Genomic DNA, 18,217 nt, shown 5'->3' on the forward strand with positions numbered 1-18,217 from the left:
ACCTATCATCCGGCTCTAGCTTCATAAAAGCGGAAATATGGAGCGGCCGAGCGTTTCCCGTGAAACGCTCGGCCGCTCCATTTGACATCACTGTGCCGCTGCATCTGTGACCGAGGATTCCTGTGCTGCAGCTTCTGCCTGTCGGCGCCGCCGGCGCAGGACGACATAGAAGACCGGCGTCAGGAACAGGCCGAACAGCGTCACGCCGAGCATGCCGGAAAAGACTGCCGTGCCGAGCGACTGGCGCATTTCCGCGCCTGGGCCGGTAGCGATCATCAGCGGCACCACGCCGAAGATGAAGGCGAAGGCGGTCATCAGGATCGGACGCAGACGCAGATGGCTGGCCTCGATCGCGGCTTCGACAGCGCTTTTTCCCTCAAGCTGCGCCTGCCGGGCGAACTCGACGATCAGGATCGCGTTCTTGGCCGCAAGACCGATCAGCACGATCAGCCCGATCTGCGTGAGGATATTGTTGTCCATCCCTCGCAGATACACGCCGATCAGCGCCGCCAGAACCGCCAACGGCACGATGAGAATGATCGCAAGCGGCAGGATCCAGCTTTCATACTGCGCCGACAGCGCCAGGAAGACGAAGATGACCGACAGGGCGAAGATATAGATCGCCGTGTTGCCGGTGTGCTTCTCCTGATAGGCGAGCTCCGTCCATTCGAAGGTCGTGCCCGATGGCAAGAGGTTCTTTGCCAGCCCCTCCATAGTGTCGAGTGCCGTACCCGTAGAAACCCCCGGCCCTGGATTACCCTGGAGAGGGACCGAGACATACATGTTATAGCGCTGCACGAGCGTCGGCCCGGTCGTATCCCGGATATCGACCAGCGTGCCAAGCGGCACCAGCGCCCCGGTCGCCGAACGCACCTTCAGCGCCAGAATGTCCTCGCGATCCATGCGATATTGCTGATCGGCCTGCGCCCGCACCTGATAGACGCGGCCGAAGGCATTGAAGTCGTTAACATAGGAGGTGCCGAGATTGATCGACAGCGTCTCGAAGATATTCGGGATCGGCACGTTGAGCGCCCGCGCCTTGTCGCGGTCGATCGCCAGGAAATATTGCGGGCTGTTGGCGGAGAAGGTGGTGAAGACGCCGCTGACGCCTTTGTTTTGCGCCGCGACGCCCATCATCTGGTAGGCAAGCGGCAGTATGCGTCGCATGTCCGGGTTTTCCCGGTCCATGATCTGCATCTTGAAGCCGCCGGAATTGCCGATGCCTCGAATCGAGGGCGGCGGAATGGCGATGATGAAGGCCTCCTGCAGGCCCTGCAGACTGCCGAAGAGCTGGCCGATGATCTTCGTCGCCGACTCCCCGCTCTTCAGCCGTTCCTCGAATGGCTTGAACGGCGTGAAAATCACGCCCGAGTTCGAGGCATTGGTGAAGGTCGCGCCGTTGAAGCCGGCGAAGGCGACGGCATTGGCGATGCCGGGCGTCTTGTTGATGATACCGGTCGCCTTCTGGATGACGGCGTTGGTGCGCGCAAGCGAGGCCCCATCGGGCAATTGGACGACGACGATGGCATAGCCCTGGTCCATTGTGGGAACGAAGCCCTGCGGCACGATCCGGCCCATGTACCATGTGCCGGCGAGCAGCCCGGCAAAAACGAGAAGCGCGCAGGCGAGCGCCGCCCAGGTCGTCACCAGATGGCGGACGATCCAGGAATAGCCGCGGCTCATCCGCTCGAAACCCCGGTTGAACCCGTCACCCAGAGCACGGCCGAAGCGCGCGAAGATATTGTTGGATTTCTCGTGGCTATGCGGGCGCAGCACGATCGCGGCGATCGCCGGTGAGAGCGTCAGCGAGTTCAGGCAGGAGATCGCCGTCGCGACCGAAATCGTCACTGCGAACTGCCGGTAGAACTGTCCGGAGATGCCCGGAATGAAAGCGGTCGGCACGAAGACGGCGATGAGCACCAGCGAAATTGCCAGAACGGCAGTGCCAACCTCGTTCATCGTCACATGCGACGCCTCCTTCGGCGTCATGCCGAGCGAGAGGTTGCGCTCGACATTTTCGACCACCACGATCGCATCGTCGACGACAATGCCGATCGCCAGCACGAGGCCGAACAGAGTCAGCATGTTCAGCGAGAAACCGAAGGCAAGCAGGAAGGCGAAGGTGCCGATTAGCGAGACTGGGATGGCGACGATCGGGATGATCGCCGTCCGCCACGATTGCAGGAAGACCAATACCACGATCGCGACGAGAATCGCCGCCTCGAAAATGGTCTTGTAGACCTCATGGATCGATTCGGCGATGAACTCGGTCGGGTTATAGATGATGCGATATTCAAGCCCCTGCGGGAAATCCTGCGCCAGGGTCTCCATCGTCTTCTGGATATCGGCAGCGGCGGCAAGCGCGTTGGTGCCGGGCCGGGCGAACACGCCCAGCGCCACCGCCGGGCTGCCGTTCAGATAGCTGTTGGTGACGTAATCCTGAGCTCCGAGCTCGATGCGGGCGACATCCTGCAGCTGCACGAGGCGGCCATTACCTGTTGCCTTGACGATGACATAGCGGAATTGCCGCGCATCGGAAAAGCGCCCTTGTGTCGTCACCGTATATTGGAAAGCATTGGTGCCCGAAACCGGCGGCCCGCCGATCGCACCGCCGGACACCTGAACGTTCTGATCCCGAAGCGCCTGCACGATGTCGCCTGCAGTCATGCCGTAGGCGGCGAGCTTTTCCGGATCGAGCCAGATGCGCAGCGAATATTGCCGCTCGCCGAAGAGCTGCACATCGCCGACGCCATCCAGACGAACGAGAAGGTCGCGGATGCGCGTACGCGCATAGTTGGAAATATAGAGCTGATCGTAGCGGTTGTTCGGCGAGAGAAGATGCACGACCATCATCAGGTCGGGCGAGCTCTTGACGGTCGTAATGCCGATGCGGCGAACGTCGTCAGGCAGGCGCGGCTCGGCAATGGCGACGCGGTTCTGTACCAGCACCTGCGCCTTGTCGAGATCGGTGCCGAGCTTGAACGTGATCGTCAGGGACATGGAGCCGTCGGCACTGGAATAGGAGGACATGTAAAGCATGTCCTCGACGCCGTTGACCTCCTGCTCGATCGGCGTCGCCACGGTATCGGCAATGGTCTGCGCGTCGGCGCCCGGATAGGAAGTGCGCACGACGATCGTCGGAGGCGCGACCTCCGGATATTGAGCTACCGGAAGCTGGAAATAGGCGATGCCGCCGACGATCAGCAGTACGATGGATAGGACCGATGCAAAGATCGGCCGATCGACGAAGAAGTGGGAAAACCTCATTGGTTCGTCCCCTGTACGTCGGCCTGGGCCGGCGGCTCCTCATTCGTCGCCTGCTGCGGCAGTTCGATCAGCTGCGGCGTCACCTTGGCGCCGGGCCGAATGCGCATCAGCCCGTTGACGACGATCGTTTCGTCGCCGGTCATGCCGTCACGGATGACGCGATAGCCATAGAGCTTCGGCCCGAGGCGCACCGGCTTCGGCGTGATATTACCGGCGGTATCGGCGACATAGACGACGCGCTGGTTCTGGTCCGAGCCGATAGCTTCATCTGGGACCAGGATCGCCTTGTAGCTGTTCGAGCCTTGCACCTGAACGCGTCCGAACAGGCCAGGCTGCAGGATGAGATCAGGGTTCGGGAAGCGGGCGCGGACGCGGATCGTGCCCGTCTCGTTGTCGACGCGGTTTTCAGCGAAATCGAGCTTGCCCTTGAACGGCTTCTGCCGTTGATCGGCAATCGTGACGGTCACGTCAAGCCCGCCGCCGCCCTGCTGCAGGGCGCTGCCGTTCTTGCGGGCCTCGTCGGCATAGGAGAGCAGACGGCGTTCGTCGACGTCGAAATAGAAATCGATGGGATCGAGCGACACGATGGTGGTCAGCACGGTCTGATCGGCCTGCACGAGATTGCCGACCGAAATCAGCCGTCGGTCGATGCGGCCGCTGAGCGGCGCGGTGATCCGGGTGAAATCCATATCCAGATTGGCGCGATCGACAGCGGCCTGCGCGCCACGCACATTCGCCTCAGCGGAAACGAGATCGCGACGGCGGTCGTCGAGGGTCGAAGCCGACTGGCTGCCCGTCGTCGACAGCGATTGGGCGCGCTTGAACTGCGCATCGGCAAGCGTCAGCGACGATTTCGCCACTTCCAGCGAGGCCGTCGATTCGTTCAGCGCGGTCACGAATGGCCGTTGGTCGATGACGAAAAGCAGGTCGCCCTGTTTGACGATAGCACCATCCTGGAAATGCACTTCCTGAAGATAGCCGCCCACCCGCGAGCGCACAGAAACCTCATCGACCGCCTGGAAGCGCCCGATGAACTCGTCACTGTCGACGACATCGCGAACGATCGGCTTGGCGACCGTCACAGGCGGGGCCGGCGGCGCACCCTGCGCCAGCGCCTGAGCGCCCGAGAAAACGGCAAAAACACAGCTGAACAAAACGGCACGCGGCAGCATCGGCATGAAGCCCCCTTCGAAAAACCGCATACGGCAAGAGGCGCCGTTATCACGGTAAGCACTCACAAAATTTGCCTGCAACTTTCCGCAAAAGACCCGTCGCCATCAGGCGCCATACAACCGGGTCTCTTCGGACTTCCCCAACATGCGCCCGGGCCGCGCGGGCCCGGGTATCATCCAGCCCTCGGGGGGCCAGCATCACGCGTTTAATGTATAAACGGTTTATCGAATTGGACAACAGGCAATGAAGCCGGCGCAATCAAAACGCAACCAATTGTTTTCATTATACGGAAAGACGCCCATAAGATGAGCTGGCCGAGCGATCAGCCCTCCAGCTCCTCGCGCAGCATTTCGAGCTCGAGCCATTCCTCTTCCATGCTGACAAGGCTTTCTCGCAGCTTTTCCATCTCCGCCGCCAGGCGATTGAAGGTTGCGGGATCCTTGGAAAAGAGGTTCGGATCGGCCATCTTCTTTTCGCGAGCTGCAATCTCGGCTTCCGCCTTGGCCATGTCCTTCGGCAGGTTTTCGAGCGCGAATTTCTGCTTGTAGGAGAGCTTGCCCTTGCCTTTCGAGCCTTCGGCGACCGGTGTTGCGGCTTCGGCTGATTTCGGCTTTTCGGCCGCCTTTTCCGCCCGCTTGCGCTCCTCGATCGCGCCCTTGCGCTGGGCCAGCATGTCGGAATAACCGCCGGCATATTCGATCCAGCGACCATCGGGCTCTTCCGGATTGGCGGGAGCGATCGTCGAGGTCACGGTGCGATCGAGGAAATCGCGGTCGTGGCTGACGAGGATGACCGTGCCGGCAAAGCCGGACACGATTTCCTGCAGCAGATCGAGCGTCTCGATGTCGAGATCGTTCGTCGGTTCGTCGAGGATCAGGAGATTGGTCGGCCGCGACAGGATGCGGGCCAGCATCAGCCGCGCGCGTTCGCCGCCGGAAAGATTCTTGATCGGCGTGCGCGCTTGTTCGGGCTGGAAGAGGAATTCCTTCATATAGCCGGTCACATGCCGCTGCTCGCCGTTGACGAGGAGGTTCTCGCCGCGGCCGTCGGTCAGATAATTGGCGAGCGTGTCCTCCGGGTTCAGCTCCTCGCGCTTCTGGTCGAGTGTCGCGATCTCCAGATTGGTGCCGAGCTTCACCATGCCGCTGTCCGGCTCCAGCTGGCCCGTCAGCATTTTCAGCAGCGTTGTCTTACCGGCACCATTCGGGCCGACGAGACCGATGCAATCGCCGCGATGCACGCGAATCGAAAAGGGCGCGACGATGACCCGCTCATCATAGGCTTTGGTGATCTTGTCAGCCTCGATCACCAGCTTGCCGCTTTCCTGCGCATCGGAAGCAGTCGCCTGCACCGTGCCCAGAGCGCCCTTGTGGCCACGATAGCGCGAACGCATATCCTGCAGCTCGCCGAGGCGGCGCATATTCCGCTTGCGCCGCGCCGTCACGCCGTAGCGCAGCCAATGCTCCTCGCGCTCGATCTGTTTGCCAAGCTTGTGCTGTTCCAGTTCCTCGGCCTCCAGCACTTGATCGCGCCAAGCCTCGAAATGGGCGAATCCCTTGTCCAGCCGGCGCGAGGTGCCACGATCGAGCCAGACGGTTGCGGTCGAAACCTTTTCCAGAAAGCGACGGTCGTGCGAGATCAGCACGAGTGCGCTACGGCTCTTCTGCAGCTCGCCTTCCAGCCATTCGATGGTCGGCAGATCCAGATGGTTCGTCGGCTCGTCGAGCAGCAGGATGTCCGGCTCGGGCGCCAGAACGCGTGCGAGGGCCGCACGGCGGGCTTCGCCGCCGGAGAGGTTCTTCGGATCCTCTTCACCGGTCAGGCCGAGATGTGAGAGCAGATAGGTGACACGATAGGGATCGTCGCCAGGCCCGAGACCTGCTTCAGCATAAGCCGCGACCGTCTTGTAACCAGCAAAATCCGGCGCCTGCTCGAGATAACGTACGGTCGAAGACGGATGGCGGAACACTTCGCCCGACTGCGCCTCGACGAGACCCGCGGCGATCTTCAGGAGCGTCGATTTGCCCGAACCGTTGCGGCCAACAAGGCAGATCTTGTCGCCCGGCTCCACCTGCAGGCCGGCACCGGCGAGCAAGGGCGCACCGCCAAAGCTCAGGAAGATGTCGTCGAGTTTCAGAATGGGAGGGGCCAAGATCAGACTCCGCTGAGATCATAGGGGCGGGCAAGGATGATCGCCCTGCCGCTGCCGAGCGAAAAGCGCACGTCGCCTTCCGCCACATTGGAAATGGTGCGCGACGCGCCAAAGGGCAAATGGAAATCGCGCAAAGGGTAACGGGCATTGTCGATGAAAAGGCCCGACAGATCGCTAAAACCGAGGACGGAAAACAGCGAACCGGCCGGCAGCGCCAGCGTGAGATCGCCCGGCCGAAGCGGCACCGCTTCCTCGTCACCGGATGTCAGCAGGACATCGAAGCCCTTCTCGGCCAAGCAGATCCCATAAAGCAGATGCTGGATGGCATGATCGGAGCGTTCGCCGCCCATGGCGCCGGCGAGAATCAGTCTTGTGGCGCCGCGATCGACCGCTTCCGAGACGGCAATTTCACCATCGGTCGCAGCCTTCGCCGCCGGATAGGGCTGCTTGGGCACATCGGGAAAGGCAGCTTGCAAATCCGCGGGTGTGGAATCGAAATCGCCGACCCACAGCTCAGGCTCCACTCCGAGCGCGACCGCGTGGCGCATGCCGCCATCGGCTGCGATGAAACGGCTGCCGGAAATGGCGGCGCGCAACCGCTTTGTCAAGCGAAGCTCGCCTCCGAGCAGGATGGTGAAGGTGGTGGACTGGCTCATGAGGCATGCCCATAGCGCAAAGTCATGTCCCTAGGGAAGAGCAGCATAGGCAAGAACGGCCGCGAGGGCGGCTCAGTCGTCCGTTTCCTTGAGGCGCGCCTGGAAAACCCGCTCATAGCCGCTGACATAACGATCAAACAGCAGCGAGAAGCTCTCGATCTCCTCCTGCGTCCAGTCGGCGAAGATGCTGCCGATGACGGAATATTTCTGTGCCTGGATCTCCGACAACAATCTCTGCCCGAGCGCGGTCAACACCACCACGATGCGCCGCGCATCCGCCTGCGACGCCTTGCGCCGCAACACGCCACGCGTCACCATGTCTGCAACGATGCGGCTCGCCCGCGACGGATCGATGCGCAGCATCTCGGCAATCGTGCCGACGGTGACTTCGCCCGTCTCCTCCGCTCGCCGCACGACATCGAGCACGTCGAGATGGGACAGCTCGAGTCCCGGCGCGACGCTCTGGATGGCAAGCCTGCCGATCATGCGGCGACCTGTCAGCAGGCGCATGCGCGTCATCGCATGGCCGATACGCAGGAGATTCTCGTCGTCGGTCAGGGCCTGGGCTTCAATTTCACGTGTATTCGTCGCAGATGTCATCTTTCCACCATACCAGAGGCGGTAAAGAAATAAAACATGCAAACAGCATTCACCTGTCATTGACATTTATGTGCTAACGGCACATATATATCGACTATGAAAACCGGGCGTCCCGCGCATTCGATCGACCGCGCAGCGTTTCGGCCAAGTTCGGATTTTTGCCCCATGGACATGCAGACAACGTTCGCGCCGCTCGTAGCGGATCATAAACGGCGGCTTATACTCTTTCTGTTTCTGATGACTGCCATGTTCATGGCAACGCTCGACAACCAGATCGTCTCGACGGCGCTTCCGACGATCGTTGGCGAATTCGGGCATCTGGAGCGTTTCGGCTGGATCGGGTCAGCCTATCTTCTCTCGCTCTCCGCCGTCATGCCTGTCTACGGCAAGCTCGGCGATCTCTTCGGCCGCAAATATGTGATGATGACGGCGATCGCGATCTTCACGATCGGCTCCGCCGTCTGCGGCCTGGCCGTCTCGATGGACACGCTGATTGCCGCCCGCGTCCTTCAGGGCCTTGGGGGCGGCGGCATCCTGGTGTCGATCTTCGCCGTCAATGCCGATCTCTTCGAGCCGCGGGAACGCGCCCGCTACCAGAGCTATTCCAGCCTCGTGCTGATGGCGTCAGGCGCCATCGGCCCGGTTCTCGGCGGCACGATGAGCGATCTCTTCGGCTGGCGCTCGATCTTTCTCGTCAATGTGCCGATCGGCTTTGTCGTGCTGGCCGGTCTCGCCTTCATGCTGCCCTATCGCAAGCCGGCCCGCCGGCCGAAGATCGACTATGCCGGCGCGACCGTTCTTGCACTGACGACGACGAGCATCGTGCTTGCCGCCGACGGCACCGAACTCTTCGGATCGCTGCTGTCGCCGCAGTGCCTCGGCATCATCGCCTTCGGCGCGATTTGCGCCATCGCCTGGGTCTTCATCGAACGCCGCGCGCCCGAGCCGATCGTGCCGATGACGCTGTTCCGCAATCCAACATTCGGCCTCCTGCTGATCATCTCGATCACCAGCGGCGCCGTGGCCATCGGCATGGTGAATTATTTCGCGCTCTTCCTGCAGACGACGACTGGCCTTTCGCCCTCGATGGCCGGCCTGCTGTTCATTCTCCTGACCGGCGGCATCGTCTGCGGCTCGCTCTCGGCCGGCCGGCTGATTGCGGCCAAAGGGCGTTACAAACCCTTTGCCATCGCGAGCGCTGCCTGCAGCGCCATCGCATTTGGCTTGCTCGCCGTCCTGCCTGCCGGCACGCCCGTCGTCTTCATCGGTGGCCTGATGCTGCTGCACGGCATCGGTATCGGCCTCGCGCAGCAGGTTCCCGTCATCGGCGTGCAGAATGCGGCCGGTGCCCGGGACGTCGGCGCGGCGACCGGTGCGGTCACGCTCTCGCGCATGGGCGGCGCCTCGATCGCCATCTCCGTCTACGGCGCCATCATCGCCGCCAAGCTCGGCAATGTCGGCGTCTCCATATCGGGCGTATCCGATATCGAACAGTTGACGCCGAAGATGATGGCCGCATTGCCCGAGGCGACCCGCGAGGCCGTCGCTAACGCCTATGCGAGCGCTTTCAGCCCGCTGTTCATGACGGCTGCCGGCATCTGCCTCATCGGACTGCTGACCGCGCTGACGCTGAAGAACGTGCAGCTGCCCGGTGCAACGAAGAAATTCGAAAGCCCAACGGCCGCCGCTCACGCCGCCGAGTAAGATCACCCACCTGCAATCGACAGGGGAATCATTTCCCTTGTCATCCCTTCGTCACAAGGCTAAATCTGCCGACGCTCTAACGGGGTGCCTCATATCCTCTAGGATATCTGGCTGAGAGGCTTTCACTGGCCAACCCGCGGAACCTGATCCGGCTAACACCGGCGGAGGGATTAGACGCGTGACGAAATCATAGCGCCCTTTTCCCCTTCAAGACGAAACCAAAGTGGAGGCGCTGTCGTGCAAAACCGATCCCTATTGTCATTCTTCGCCGGCCTGGCCCTTTCCGCCGGCGCTACGTTTTTTGCTGCCCAGACGGCCGAGGCAGCCGACAAGACCTTGACCATCTACACCTATGAGAGCTTCACCGCCGATTGGGGTCCGGGCGCCAAGGTCAAGGCCGCCTTCGAGAAGACCTGCGGCTGCACGGTCAACTACGTCGCCGTCACCGATGGCGTGGCACTTCTCTCCCGCCTGAAGCTGGAAGGTACGGGCACCAAGGCCGATGTCGTTCTCGGCCTGGACACCAATCTCATAGATGAAGCGAAGGATACCGGCCTCTTCGATGCAAGCGGTGTCGACACCTCGGCCCTCAAGGTTCCGGGGGGTTTCAAGGACGACGTCTTTGTGCCCTATGACTACGGCCATTTCGCCGTGATCTACGACAGCCAGACGGTCAAGAACCCGCCGAAGAGCATGAAGGATCTTGTCGAGGGCGACCCCTCGCAAAAGATCGTCATCGAAGACCCGCGCACCTCGACGCCGGGTCTTGGCCTGCTGCTCTGGGTCAAGTCGATCTACGGCGACAAGGCAGCCGATGCCTGGACGAAGCTCAAGGGACGCATCCTGACCGTCACCCCCGGCTGGTCGGAAGCCTACGACCTATTCACCAAGGGCGAAGCGCCGATGGTGCTCTCCTACACGACGTCGCCGGCCTACCACATGATCGAAGACAAGACCGACCGCTATCAGGCGGCCGCCTTCTCGGAAGGACACTATATCCAGATCGAGGTCGCCGGCCTCATCAAGTCCTCGCCGAACAAGGAGCTTGCCCGCGATTTCCTGAAGTTCATGATCTCCGCCGGTTTCCAGGACATCATCCCGACAAGCAATTGGATGATGCCGGCCTCCGCCACTTCGGAGCCGCTGCCGGATGCCTTCAGCAAGCTCGTCGTGCCGTCGAAGACCTTCCTGATGAGCCCCGAGGTCGTCGACAAGAACCGCAAGGCCTGGATCGACGAATGGCTGGCCGCCACCAGCGGCAACTGATGCCTTGACGATACTTACGGCACCAGAGCGAAGACGCGCCATTTCCAGCGGGGCATTCGGCCTCGCCGGCGTCGTGCTCTTCGTCGGGATCGCTGTCTTCGTCCTCTTAGCCGCCGGTATCGAATCCGGCGACACCAATCCCCTGACAGATCCCTACTTGCTGCGTGTCCTGCGCTTCACGCTGCTGCAGGCGGTGCTCTCGACCCTGTTATCGGTCGTGCTCGCCATACCCGTCGCGCGCGCACTGGCGCGTCAGCCCCGCTTTCCGGGTCGGCTATGGCTGATCCGGATGATGGCCGTGCCGATGGGCCTGCCGGTGCTGATAGGCGCGCTCGGCCTGCTCGGCATCTGGGGCCGGCAGGGGCTTATCAATCAGACGCTTACGGCGCTTGGCCTGTCGCAGCCCGTCAGCATCTATGGCCTGGCCGGCATCCTGCTGGCGCATGTCTTCTTCAATATGCCCCTCGCCTGCCGGCTGATGCTGGCCGGGCTGGAGCGGGTGCCGGCGGAATACTGGCTTGTGGCAGGCGGGCTCGGCATGCGGCCCGCCTCGGTCTTTCGCTTCATCGAATGGCCCATCCTGCTCGGTCTCATACCCGGCATCGCCGGCCTGATCTTCATGCTCTGCGCCACCAGCTTCACGCTGGTCCTGATCCTTGGCGGCGGCCCGGCCGCAACGACGCTGGAAGTGGCGATCTATCAGGCGCTCCGCTTCGATTTCGATCCCGGCCGCGCCGTGATGCTGTCGTTGCTGCAGATCGCCGTCACACTCCTCGTTCTCGGCGCCATGACGCTGTTTCGCGCGCCCGACGATCATGGGCTGACCAGCGGTCGCGCGCTTCATCGTATCGATGGCCAAAAGACGGCTGCACGATGGATTGACGCTTTCCTGCTGTCGGCCGCTACTCTCTTTCTCGGCCTGCCGCTCGCTTCGGTTGTGGTAACTGGCCTGAAGGCAAACCTTCCGAAGCTCGCCGTCCAGCCGATCTTTCTGCAAGCAGCCGTCACCAGCGTGGCGATTGCGCTCGCCGCCGGCCTTCTGGCGGTCTTGATATCCTTTGCAATCATCCGCGCCCGATCGGTGATCTCGGCGGATCGCCGCAAGACCGCCAGCCTGCGCAGCCTGGCGGTCGCCTTGAGCGCGAGCTCATCCCTTATCCTACTCGTCCCGCCGATCGTGCTGGCAACTGGCTGGTTCCTGGCGCTGAGACCATTGGGTGATCCCAGCCGCGTTGCCGCCATCCTCATCATTGTCATCAATGCGCTGATGGCGCTGCCCTTCGTCATCCGCGTCATCGAACCGGCCTATGCGGTCCATGTCAGCCGCACCGAACGGCTGGCGGCGAGCCTCGGCCTTCACGGCATTGCCCGCCTCCGCCTCATCGATTGGCCGGGCCTGCGCAAGCCGTTCTTCACCGCCCTCTCGTTCGCCATGGCGCTGTCGCTCGGCGATCTCGGCGCGGTGGCGCTCTTCGGCTCGGATAGCCTGATGACCCTGCCCTGGCTGGTCTATAGCAAGCTCGGCAGCTATCGCACGAACGATGCCGATGGATATGCCTTGATCCTCGGCCTGGTCTGCCTTCTTTTGACCATCGCCGGCACGGCCGGCCAGAGCATGAGCGATCACGAAAGCAACAGAAATGACTGACGGCCACGACATGAAGAAACAAGGCATTGCCATGGCCGGCGTCGAGCTGCGCCTCGGCACGCATGATTTCCGCTTCGATTGCACGTTGCCGCAGGGCAAGATCATCGCCATCGCCGGGCCGTCGGGATCCGGCAAATCCACCTTTCTCAATCTATTGGCCGGCTTCGAGCAGCCCGATCGCGGCCGCATCCTGCTTGCCGGGCAGGACGTGACCGGCCTGCATCCCGCCGACCGGCCGGTGTCGCTGGTCTTTCAGGACAACAACCTCTTTGCCCATCTCGATCTCTTCACCAATGTCGGCCTTGGCATCAGCCCTTCATTGAAGCTTTCGGTACAGGATCGGCAAAGGGTCTCGGAGGCGCTGGCGCGCGTTGGGCTTCCTGGCTTCGAGAAGCGCAAGCCGGGGACACTTTCCGGCGGCGAACGACAGCGTGCCGCCTTCGCAAGGGCGCTGGTGCGTGACAAGCCGATCCTACTGCTGGACGAACCCTTCGCCGCCCTTGATCCAGGCCTACGCTCCGGCATGGTCGAACTTTTGAAAACCCTGCATCGCGAGAGCGGCAATACGGTGCTGATCGTTTCGCATGATCCGGCCGAGGTGCGGCGTCTTGCCGACCATGCCGTCTTCATCGAGGGCGGCGCGATCAGGCTTGCCGCCTCCGTCGAGACCTTCCTGACGGCGGGCGACATTCCGGCATTGACCACATTTCTGCAGCATTGATTGCGCTGCAGCATCTTGCTGTCGGCTTTGCCTTAATTTCGTCGTGCCAAACGGCTGAAAGTCCTCGGAAATGCTTGCTAAAATACAACGCCGCCACATTTAAACGGAGTCTCGCTATGCAACCGGTGCCAAAATCGGCTAGAGCAAGGGTTGGAGACCGTCCGGGCAGATGCGGATCGATGAGGATGCAGGCAACCTCTATCGGTGCGCGACGATGATCAACCCGGTAACGATCAACCGGATTTGGTGCCGAGCCGGCATGGCAGCGAAATGAGTGGGATACTGGTACTGAAGCAGAGCGAACGAGCAGAACGAAGGATCAGCGTGACCGTCGCACCCCGTTTGCGCCGCTTTGCCCCGCTCCTTGTCGCTGCCATGGTGTTGGACAGCTGCCAGACGGTGATGGATCAGTCCTATCAGCCGAGCGTGTCGCCGTCCGCCAATCCGCAGATCGTCTCCGAGGTGCAGAAGAACGATCCGCGCGCGCAGATGGGTGCGCGCGAGCATCCGCGTATCCTTGCAAGCTATGGCGGCGAGTACAAGGACGCCAAGACCGAGCGGCTCGTCGCTCGCATCGCTGGGGCCTTGACCAGCGTGTCGGAAAATCCGCAGCAGTCCTATCGCATCACCATTCTCAATTCGCCGTCGATCAACGCCTTTGCGCTTCCGGGCGGCTATCTCTACGTGACCCGCGGCCTTCTGGCGCTTGCCAATGATGCTTCCGAAGTCGCTGCCGTGCTGTCGCACGAGATGGCGCACGTGACAGCCAATCACGGCATCGAGCGGCAAAAACGCGAGGAAGCCGAAGTCATCGCCAGCCGCGTCGTTTCGGAAGTCCTGTCGAGCGATCTGGCCGGCAAGCAGGCGCTCGCACGCGGCAAGCTGCGTCTTGCCGCCTTCTCGCGCCAGCAGGAACTCCAGGCCGACGAGATCGGCATCCGCACGCTCGGCCAGGCCGGCTACGATCCGTATGCCGCTGCCCGCTTCCTGAACGCCATGGAAGACTACAGCCGCTTCATGTCGGCCAATTCCGATGCCGACCAGAGCCTAGACTTCCTTTCGAGCCACCCGAGCACGCCACAGCGCATCGATCTTGCCAAGGCGCATGCCCGCGAATTCGGTGAGGAAGGCAAGGTCGGCGACATCGGCCGCGATTATTATCTGAACGGTATCGATGGTCTGCTCTATGGTGACAGCCCCGAGGAAGGCTATGTCCGTGGCCAGACCTTCCTGCACGGTGGCCTCGGCATCCGCTTCGACGTGCCGCCGGATTTCCGCATCGACAACAAGGTCGAGGCCGTCATGGCGACCGGCCCCGGCGATATCGCCATCCGCTTCGACGGTGTTGCCGACAGCCAGAACCAGAACCTGACGAATTATATTTCCAGCGGCTGGGTGACGGGCCTCGATCCCTCTTCGATCCAGTCGATCACCGTCAACGGCATGCCGGCTGCAACCGCGCGCGCTTCGGCCGATCGCTGGGATTTCGATGTCACGGTCATCCGCGACCGCACGCAGATCTTCCGTTTCCTGACAGCTGTGCCGAAGGGGAACATCGCCCAGCTCAACCAGACGGCGGACGTACTGCGCTCGAGTTTCCGGCACATGACGCCGGATGAGGCAGCCTCGCTGAAGCCGCTCAGGGTCCGCGTCGTCACCGTCAAGCCGGGCGACACGATCACGACGCTCGCCGCCCGCATGATGGGGACCGACCGCAAGCTCGACCTGTTCAAACTGATCAACGCCCTACCGACCGGGGCAACGATTGCGCCGGGCGACAAGGTCAAGATTATTTCGGAATAGCGATCGGCCTATCTATCTTCTCCCTGGCCGGGAGAAGAGCAGTCTCACGCGTAGCTCGCCATACGAGGATCCGCATCGACAAGCGCGTTGCGGAGCTTGTCCATTGCGCGGCTTTCGATCTGACGCACACGTTCCTTGGAAATTCCAAGATCGGCGCCGAGTTCTTCGAGCGTCGCTCCGTCTTCCACGAGGCGTCGTGCCTGGATGATCTTCATCTCGCGTTCGTTGAGATGCTTCAGCGCCGAAGCGAGCCATATGCGCCGGCGTTCGCCGTCGATCATGTCGGAAACCTGCTCGTCCGGAAGCGGTTCGTCGCTGATGAGAAAATCGATACGTTCCGCGCTTTCGGAATCGCTTGATATCGACGGCGCCTGCAGGGACGTATCGCTGCTGGAAAGGCGCGCATCCATGGTCTGCACGTCGGCAAGACTGACCCCGAGCGCAACTGCGATTTCCTCATGGATGGACTGGACGGTAACGCTCGAATTGCTGCGGGCGAGCTTGGCGCGCAGGCGTCGAAGATTGAAGAACAAGGCCTTCTGCGCCGAACTCGTGCCACCACGCACGATCGACCAATTGCGCAGAATATAGTCCTGGATGGAAGCGCGGATCCACCAGCTTGCATAGGTCGAGAAGCGAACTTCCCGTTCCGGTTCGAAACGGGCGGCTGCCTCGAGGAGGCCGACATAGCCCTCCTGGACGAGATCGCTCATGGGCAGTCCGAAATTGCGGAATTTGCCCGCCATGGAAATGACGAGGCGCATATGGGCAGTTGCTATCTGGTTGCGGGCGCCACGATCATCATGATCCTTCCAGCGTATAGCAAGATCATGTTCTTCGTCGCGATCGAGATAGGGAGCAGCCATCGCGACTTTGATCATACGTCGATCTGCAGACATGTTCGTCATACGCATCTCCTAGGTTCAGCCTCAAGTCGTCTTCAGTGCCGCGGTCGACGAAAAGGGCAACAAGTATCGTTTCCGAACATCGCTGCTCGGATGGAAATCAATGAATGAAATTCAAATTGGAGACCGATATCCGGTTCGCCGGATAATCGATGACTAGTCTTGTTCGATCTCAGCGAATGGGTCTGACGATTGAAGCATGTTCAGATCGCCGGGGGGCTTCGGATGAAAACGCATAGGCCGGTCCTCGTGAATGTCGATAATACGGCCAGTCCGGAGCCTCTCCCCACAGGAGTGCACTCACACCGACCGTTAACACGAGGCTTAAACGCGGCAGAAGCAAAAAGGTTCCAAAGAAAAAACCCGGCACGAAGGCCGGGTTTTTTGAAGCTGGATTGGCGCGCTCGCCTTAGGCTGCTTCGTCCTGGGAATCGTCTTCCTCGACGACCTTGCCGCGCTTGGGACCCTTGTTGAGATTGGTCTCGACAAGGCGAACGGCTTCGGTTTCCGACATCTTGTTGACGGCTGCAATTTCGCGCGCCATGCGATCGAGCGCAGCTTCGTAAAGCTGACGTTCGGAATAGGACTGCTCGGGCTGGTTCTCGGCGCGATAGAGATCGCGAACCACCTCGGCGATGGAGAGCAGATCACCGGAATTGATTTTGGCATCATATTCCTGCGCGCGACGCGACCACATGGTGCGCTTCACGCGGGCTTTGCCCTGCACGACCTTCAGCGCCCGCTCGACGAAATCCGTCTCGGAAAGCTTGCGCATGCCGATGCTCATGGCCTTGGCCACCGGCACCTTCAGGCGCATCTTGTCTTTCTCGAAGTCGATTACGAACAGCTCGAGCTTCATGCCTGCGACTTCTTGCTCTTCGATGGCAGTGATCGTGCCGACGCCGTGGGCGGGATAAACGATCGCTTCACCAGTTTTGAAGCCATGGCGTGCTGCTGAAGGTTTTTTCTGCTGGGTCGTCATTCTTTTCAAAAACTCCCTGTTACGCGCCCGGTTGGGCCGGGTGCCGGGTCAGTCAGGCCCGGATGAGACGGACGTACCGTCGGGGTCACTTCATCCTGGTCCAGCCAGACTTATGCAAACAGAAACCCACCCATCGCGATCTAAGACCCGACAACACAAACGGTTGATATGTCAAGGAAACCGCGTACGGATTGGTGATTTGCTTTCGTGATGGTTTTGGGCATGCGAAATGCCGCAGTGGATCAGTGTGCGGAACCTATCACAAAAATCTGAGGAAATCAATAATTTGCTGTACGCGCGCCAAAAGGGCCACGTTGACCGCTATGCGGCCTGACGGCAATGATTCGCTTTCTGCGATATCGACTACACCTTTATCGACCGCCTGTCACGGCCCTCGGTCAGTCGCCGGTTCCTGGGTTCGCTGAGAAATACTTCTCGAACTTTCCTTCTTCGCCATCCATCTCCTTGGCTTCCGGCAACGGGTCGCGCTTGACCGTGATGTTGGGCCAGATGGCGGCATACTCCATATTGATCTTCAGCCACTTGTCGAGGCCCGGCTCCGTATCGGGCTTAATCGCCTCGGCGGGACATTCCGGTTCGCAGACACCGCAATCGATGCATTCGTCGGGATGGATGACGAGAAAGTTCTCGCCTTCGTAGAAGCAGTCAACAGGGCAGACTTCCACGCAATCGGTATATTTGCAGCGGACGCAATTATCGGTCACGACATATGTCACGAAGCACTCCAGGAATGTCTTTAGCTTCCGCGGATGCGCAACCTGGAACGTCGCGCGCTCCCGCGGAGCCGAACGGGGATCAAGCGCAAACGCGCCGCCCGGCTGGTTACCGGCAGGTTGATGGTGAGGTATCGACTTTGTCATCCAATTTCAAGGACAAACAATCTGGAAAGCGGCCTGAGACGGGCAGAGTTTTCTAATCGTCGTCCGAGATCAGGCGATCGATTGCACGGCGATCGCGCTTCGTGGGCCTTCCACTCCCCGGCGCCCGTAATGCCTGCTCGAACGGGGTGAGGCGTTTTGTCTCATCCGGCGGCGGCGTTAGGTCCTCATAGAGCAGCTTGGCTTCCTCGAAAGGGCCTCGGCGCTCGCCGGCGGCACGCACGATGAGGACGACATCTCGGCGCTCCAGCGAGAGCTCGATACGGTCGCCCGCCTTGACGCCGAAACTCGGCTGCACAATCCGCTCGCCATTGACCCGTACGCTGCCGTTCTGAACGTAGAGCTGCGCCAGCGAGCGGGATTTCACCATGCGGGCAAAGAACAGCCATTTGTCGATGCGCTGGCGCGAACCGGAAAATGGCTGTCTCTCGTCCGTCATGG

Annotated in this window: 14 protein-coding genes and 1 riboswitch; of the genes, 5 read left to right on the forward strand and 9 right to left on the reverse strand. The window is 61.2% G+C overall.

All coding sequences use genetic code 11. The features are described from left to right. Positions 1–87 precede the first annotated feature (87 nt). The 5 genes from FHT84_RS07970 to FHT84_RS07990 all read right to left on the reverse strand — a co-directional run bounded on the left by FHT84_RS07970 (position 88) and on the right by FHT84_RS07990 (position 7,848). Positions 88–3,267 carry a multidrug efflux RND transporter permease subunit gene (locus FHT84_RS07970; protein ID WP_112341573.1) on the reverse strand — a complete coding sequence of 1,060 codons (3,180 nt, stop codon included), beginning with the start codon at positions 3,265–3,267 and terminating at the stop codon, positions 88–90. Then, positions 3,264–4,439 (reverse strand): efflux RND transporter periplasmic adaptor subunit, encoded by a 1,176-nt coding sequence (locus FHT84_RS07975; RefSeq protein ID WP_181592316.1) that lies wholly within the window; start codon positions 4,437–4,439, stop codon positions 3,264–3,266. The genes FHT84_RS07970 and FHT84_RS07975 overlap by 4 nt, the downstream gene beginning before the upstream one ends. Before the next feature lie 323 nt (positions 4,440–4,762). Beyond that, positions 4,763–6,592, reverse strand: a complete 1,830-nt coding sequence (locus tag FHT84_RS07980) for an ABC-F family ATP-binding cassette domain-containing protein (protein WP_183761581.1) — start codon at positions 6,590–6,592, stop codon at positions 4,763–4,765. A gap of 2 nt (positions 6,593–6,594) precedes the next feature. Beyond that, positions 6,595–7,248 carry a thiamine diphosphokinase gene (locus FHT84_RS07985; protein ID WP_113249616.1) on the reverse strand — a complete coding sequence of 218 codons (654 nt, stop codon included), beginning with the start codon at positions 7,246–7,248 and terminating at the stop codon, positions 6,595–6,597. Between the two features lie 72 nt (positions 7,249–7,320). Further along, a complete protein-coding gene (locus FHT84_RS07990) occupies positions 7,321–7,848 on the reverse strand; it encodes a MarR family winged helix-turn-helix transcriptional regulator (RefSeq protein WP_112341576.1) in 528 nt (175 codons plus the stop codon). A gap of 165 nt (positions 7,849–8,013) precedes the next feature. Here FHT84_RS07990 and FHT84_RS07995 point away from each other — a divergent pair, with 165 nt between their 5' ends. The 5 genes from FHT84_RS07995 (at position 8,014) to FHT84_RS08015 (ending at position 14,990) form a co-directional block, all read left to right on the forward strand. Further along, positions 8,014–9,552, forward strand: coding sequence for an MDR family MFS transporter (locus FHT84_RS07995; RefSeq protein ID WP_112341578.1), 1,539 nt, complete (start codon positions 8,014–8,016; stop codon positions 9,550–9,552). A gap of 70 nt (positions 9,553–9,622) precedes the next feature. Beyond that, a riboswitch (TPP riboswitch) is annotated at positions 9,623–9,739 on the forward strand. An 86-nt stretch (positions 9,740–9,825) separates the two neighbouring features. Beyond that, positions 9,826–10,818: a thiamine ABC transporter substrate binding subunit gene (gene thiB / locus FHT84_RS08000; RefSeq protein ID WP_246698491.1), complete on the forward strand. Its 993-nt coding sequence runs from the start codon at positions 9,826–9,828 to the stop codon at positions 10,816–10,818. A 10-nt stretch (positions 10,819–10,828) separates the two neighbouring features. Further along, the gene (thiP, locus tag FHT84_RS08005) at positions 10,829–12,466 is read left to right on the forward strand and encodes a thiamine/thiamine pyrophosphate ABC transporter permease ThiP (protein WP_183761742.1); all 1,638 of its coding nucleotides are present in this window, start codon (positions 10,829–10,831) and stop codon (positions 12,464–12,466) included. Further along, positions 12,459–13,187 carry an ATP-binding cassette domain-containing protein gene (locus FHT84_RS08010; RefSeq protein WP_113249614.1) on the forward strand — a complete coding sequence of 243 codons (729 nt, stop codon included), beginning with the start codon at positions 12,459–12,461 and terminating at the stop codon, positions 13,185–13,187. The genes thiP and FHT84_RS08010 overlap by 8 nt, the downstream gene beginning before the upstream one ends. A 375-nt stretch (positions 13,188–13,562) precedes the next feature. Beyond that, complete coding sequence (locus FHT84_RS08015; protein ID WP_112341736.1) at positions 13,563–14,990, forward strand: M48 family metalloprotease; 1,428 nt, start codon at positions 13,563–13,565, stop codon at positions 14,988–14,990. Between the two features lie 44 nt (positions 14,991–15,034). Here the strand turns inward: FHT84_RS08015 and FHT84_RS08020 are convergent, their stop codons facing one another. From FHT84_RS08020 to FHT84_RS08035, 4 genes are all read right to left on the reverse strand, one after another. Next, complete coding sequence (locus FHT84_RS08020; protein WP_112341582.1) at positions 15,035–15,898, reverse strand: RNA polymerase factor sigma-32; 864 nt, start codon at positions 15,896–15,898, stop codon at positions 15,035–15,037. Between the two features lie 406 nt (positions 15,899–16,304). Next, positions 16,305–16,877 (reverse strand): CarD family transcriptional regulator, encoded by a 573-nt coding sequence (locus FHT84_RS08025; RefSeq protein WP_112341583.1) that lies wholly within the window; start codon positions 16,875–16,877, stop codon positions 16,305–16,307. A gap of 398 nt (positions 16,878–17,275) precedes the next feature. Continuing rightward, complete coding sequence (gene fdxA, locus FHT84_RS08030; protein WP_112341737.1) at positions 17,276–17,614, reverse strand: ferredoxin FdxA; 339 nt, start codon at positions 17,612–17,614, stop codon at positions 17,276–17,278. A 196-nt stretch (positions 17,615–17,810) separates the two neighbouring features. Then, positions 17,811–18,215, reverse strand: coding sequence for an RNA-binding S4 domain-containing protein (locus FHT84_RS08035; protein WP_112341585.1), 405 nt, complete (start codon positions 18,213–18,215; stop codon positions 17,811–17,813). Positions 18,216–18,217: the final 2 nt, after the last annotated feature.

It is taken from the genome of Rhizobium sp. BK289 (assembly GCF_014193575.1).
Taxonomy (GTDB): Bacteria; Pseudomonadota; Alphaproteobacteria; order Rhizobiales; family Rhizobiaceae; genus Rhizobium; species Rhizobium tropici_C.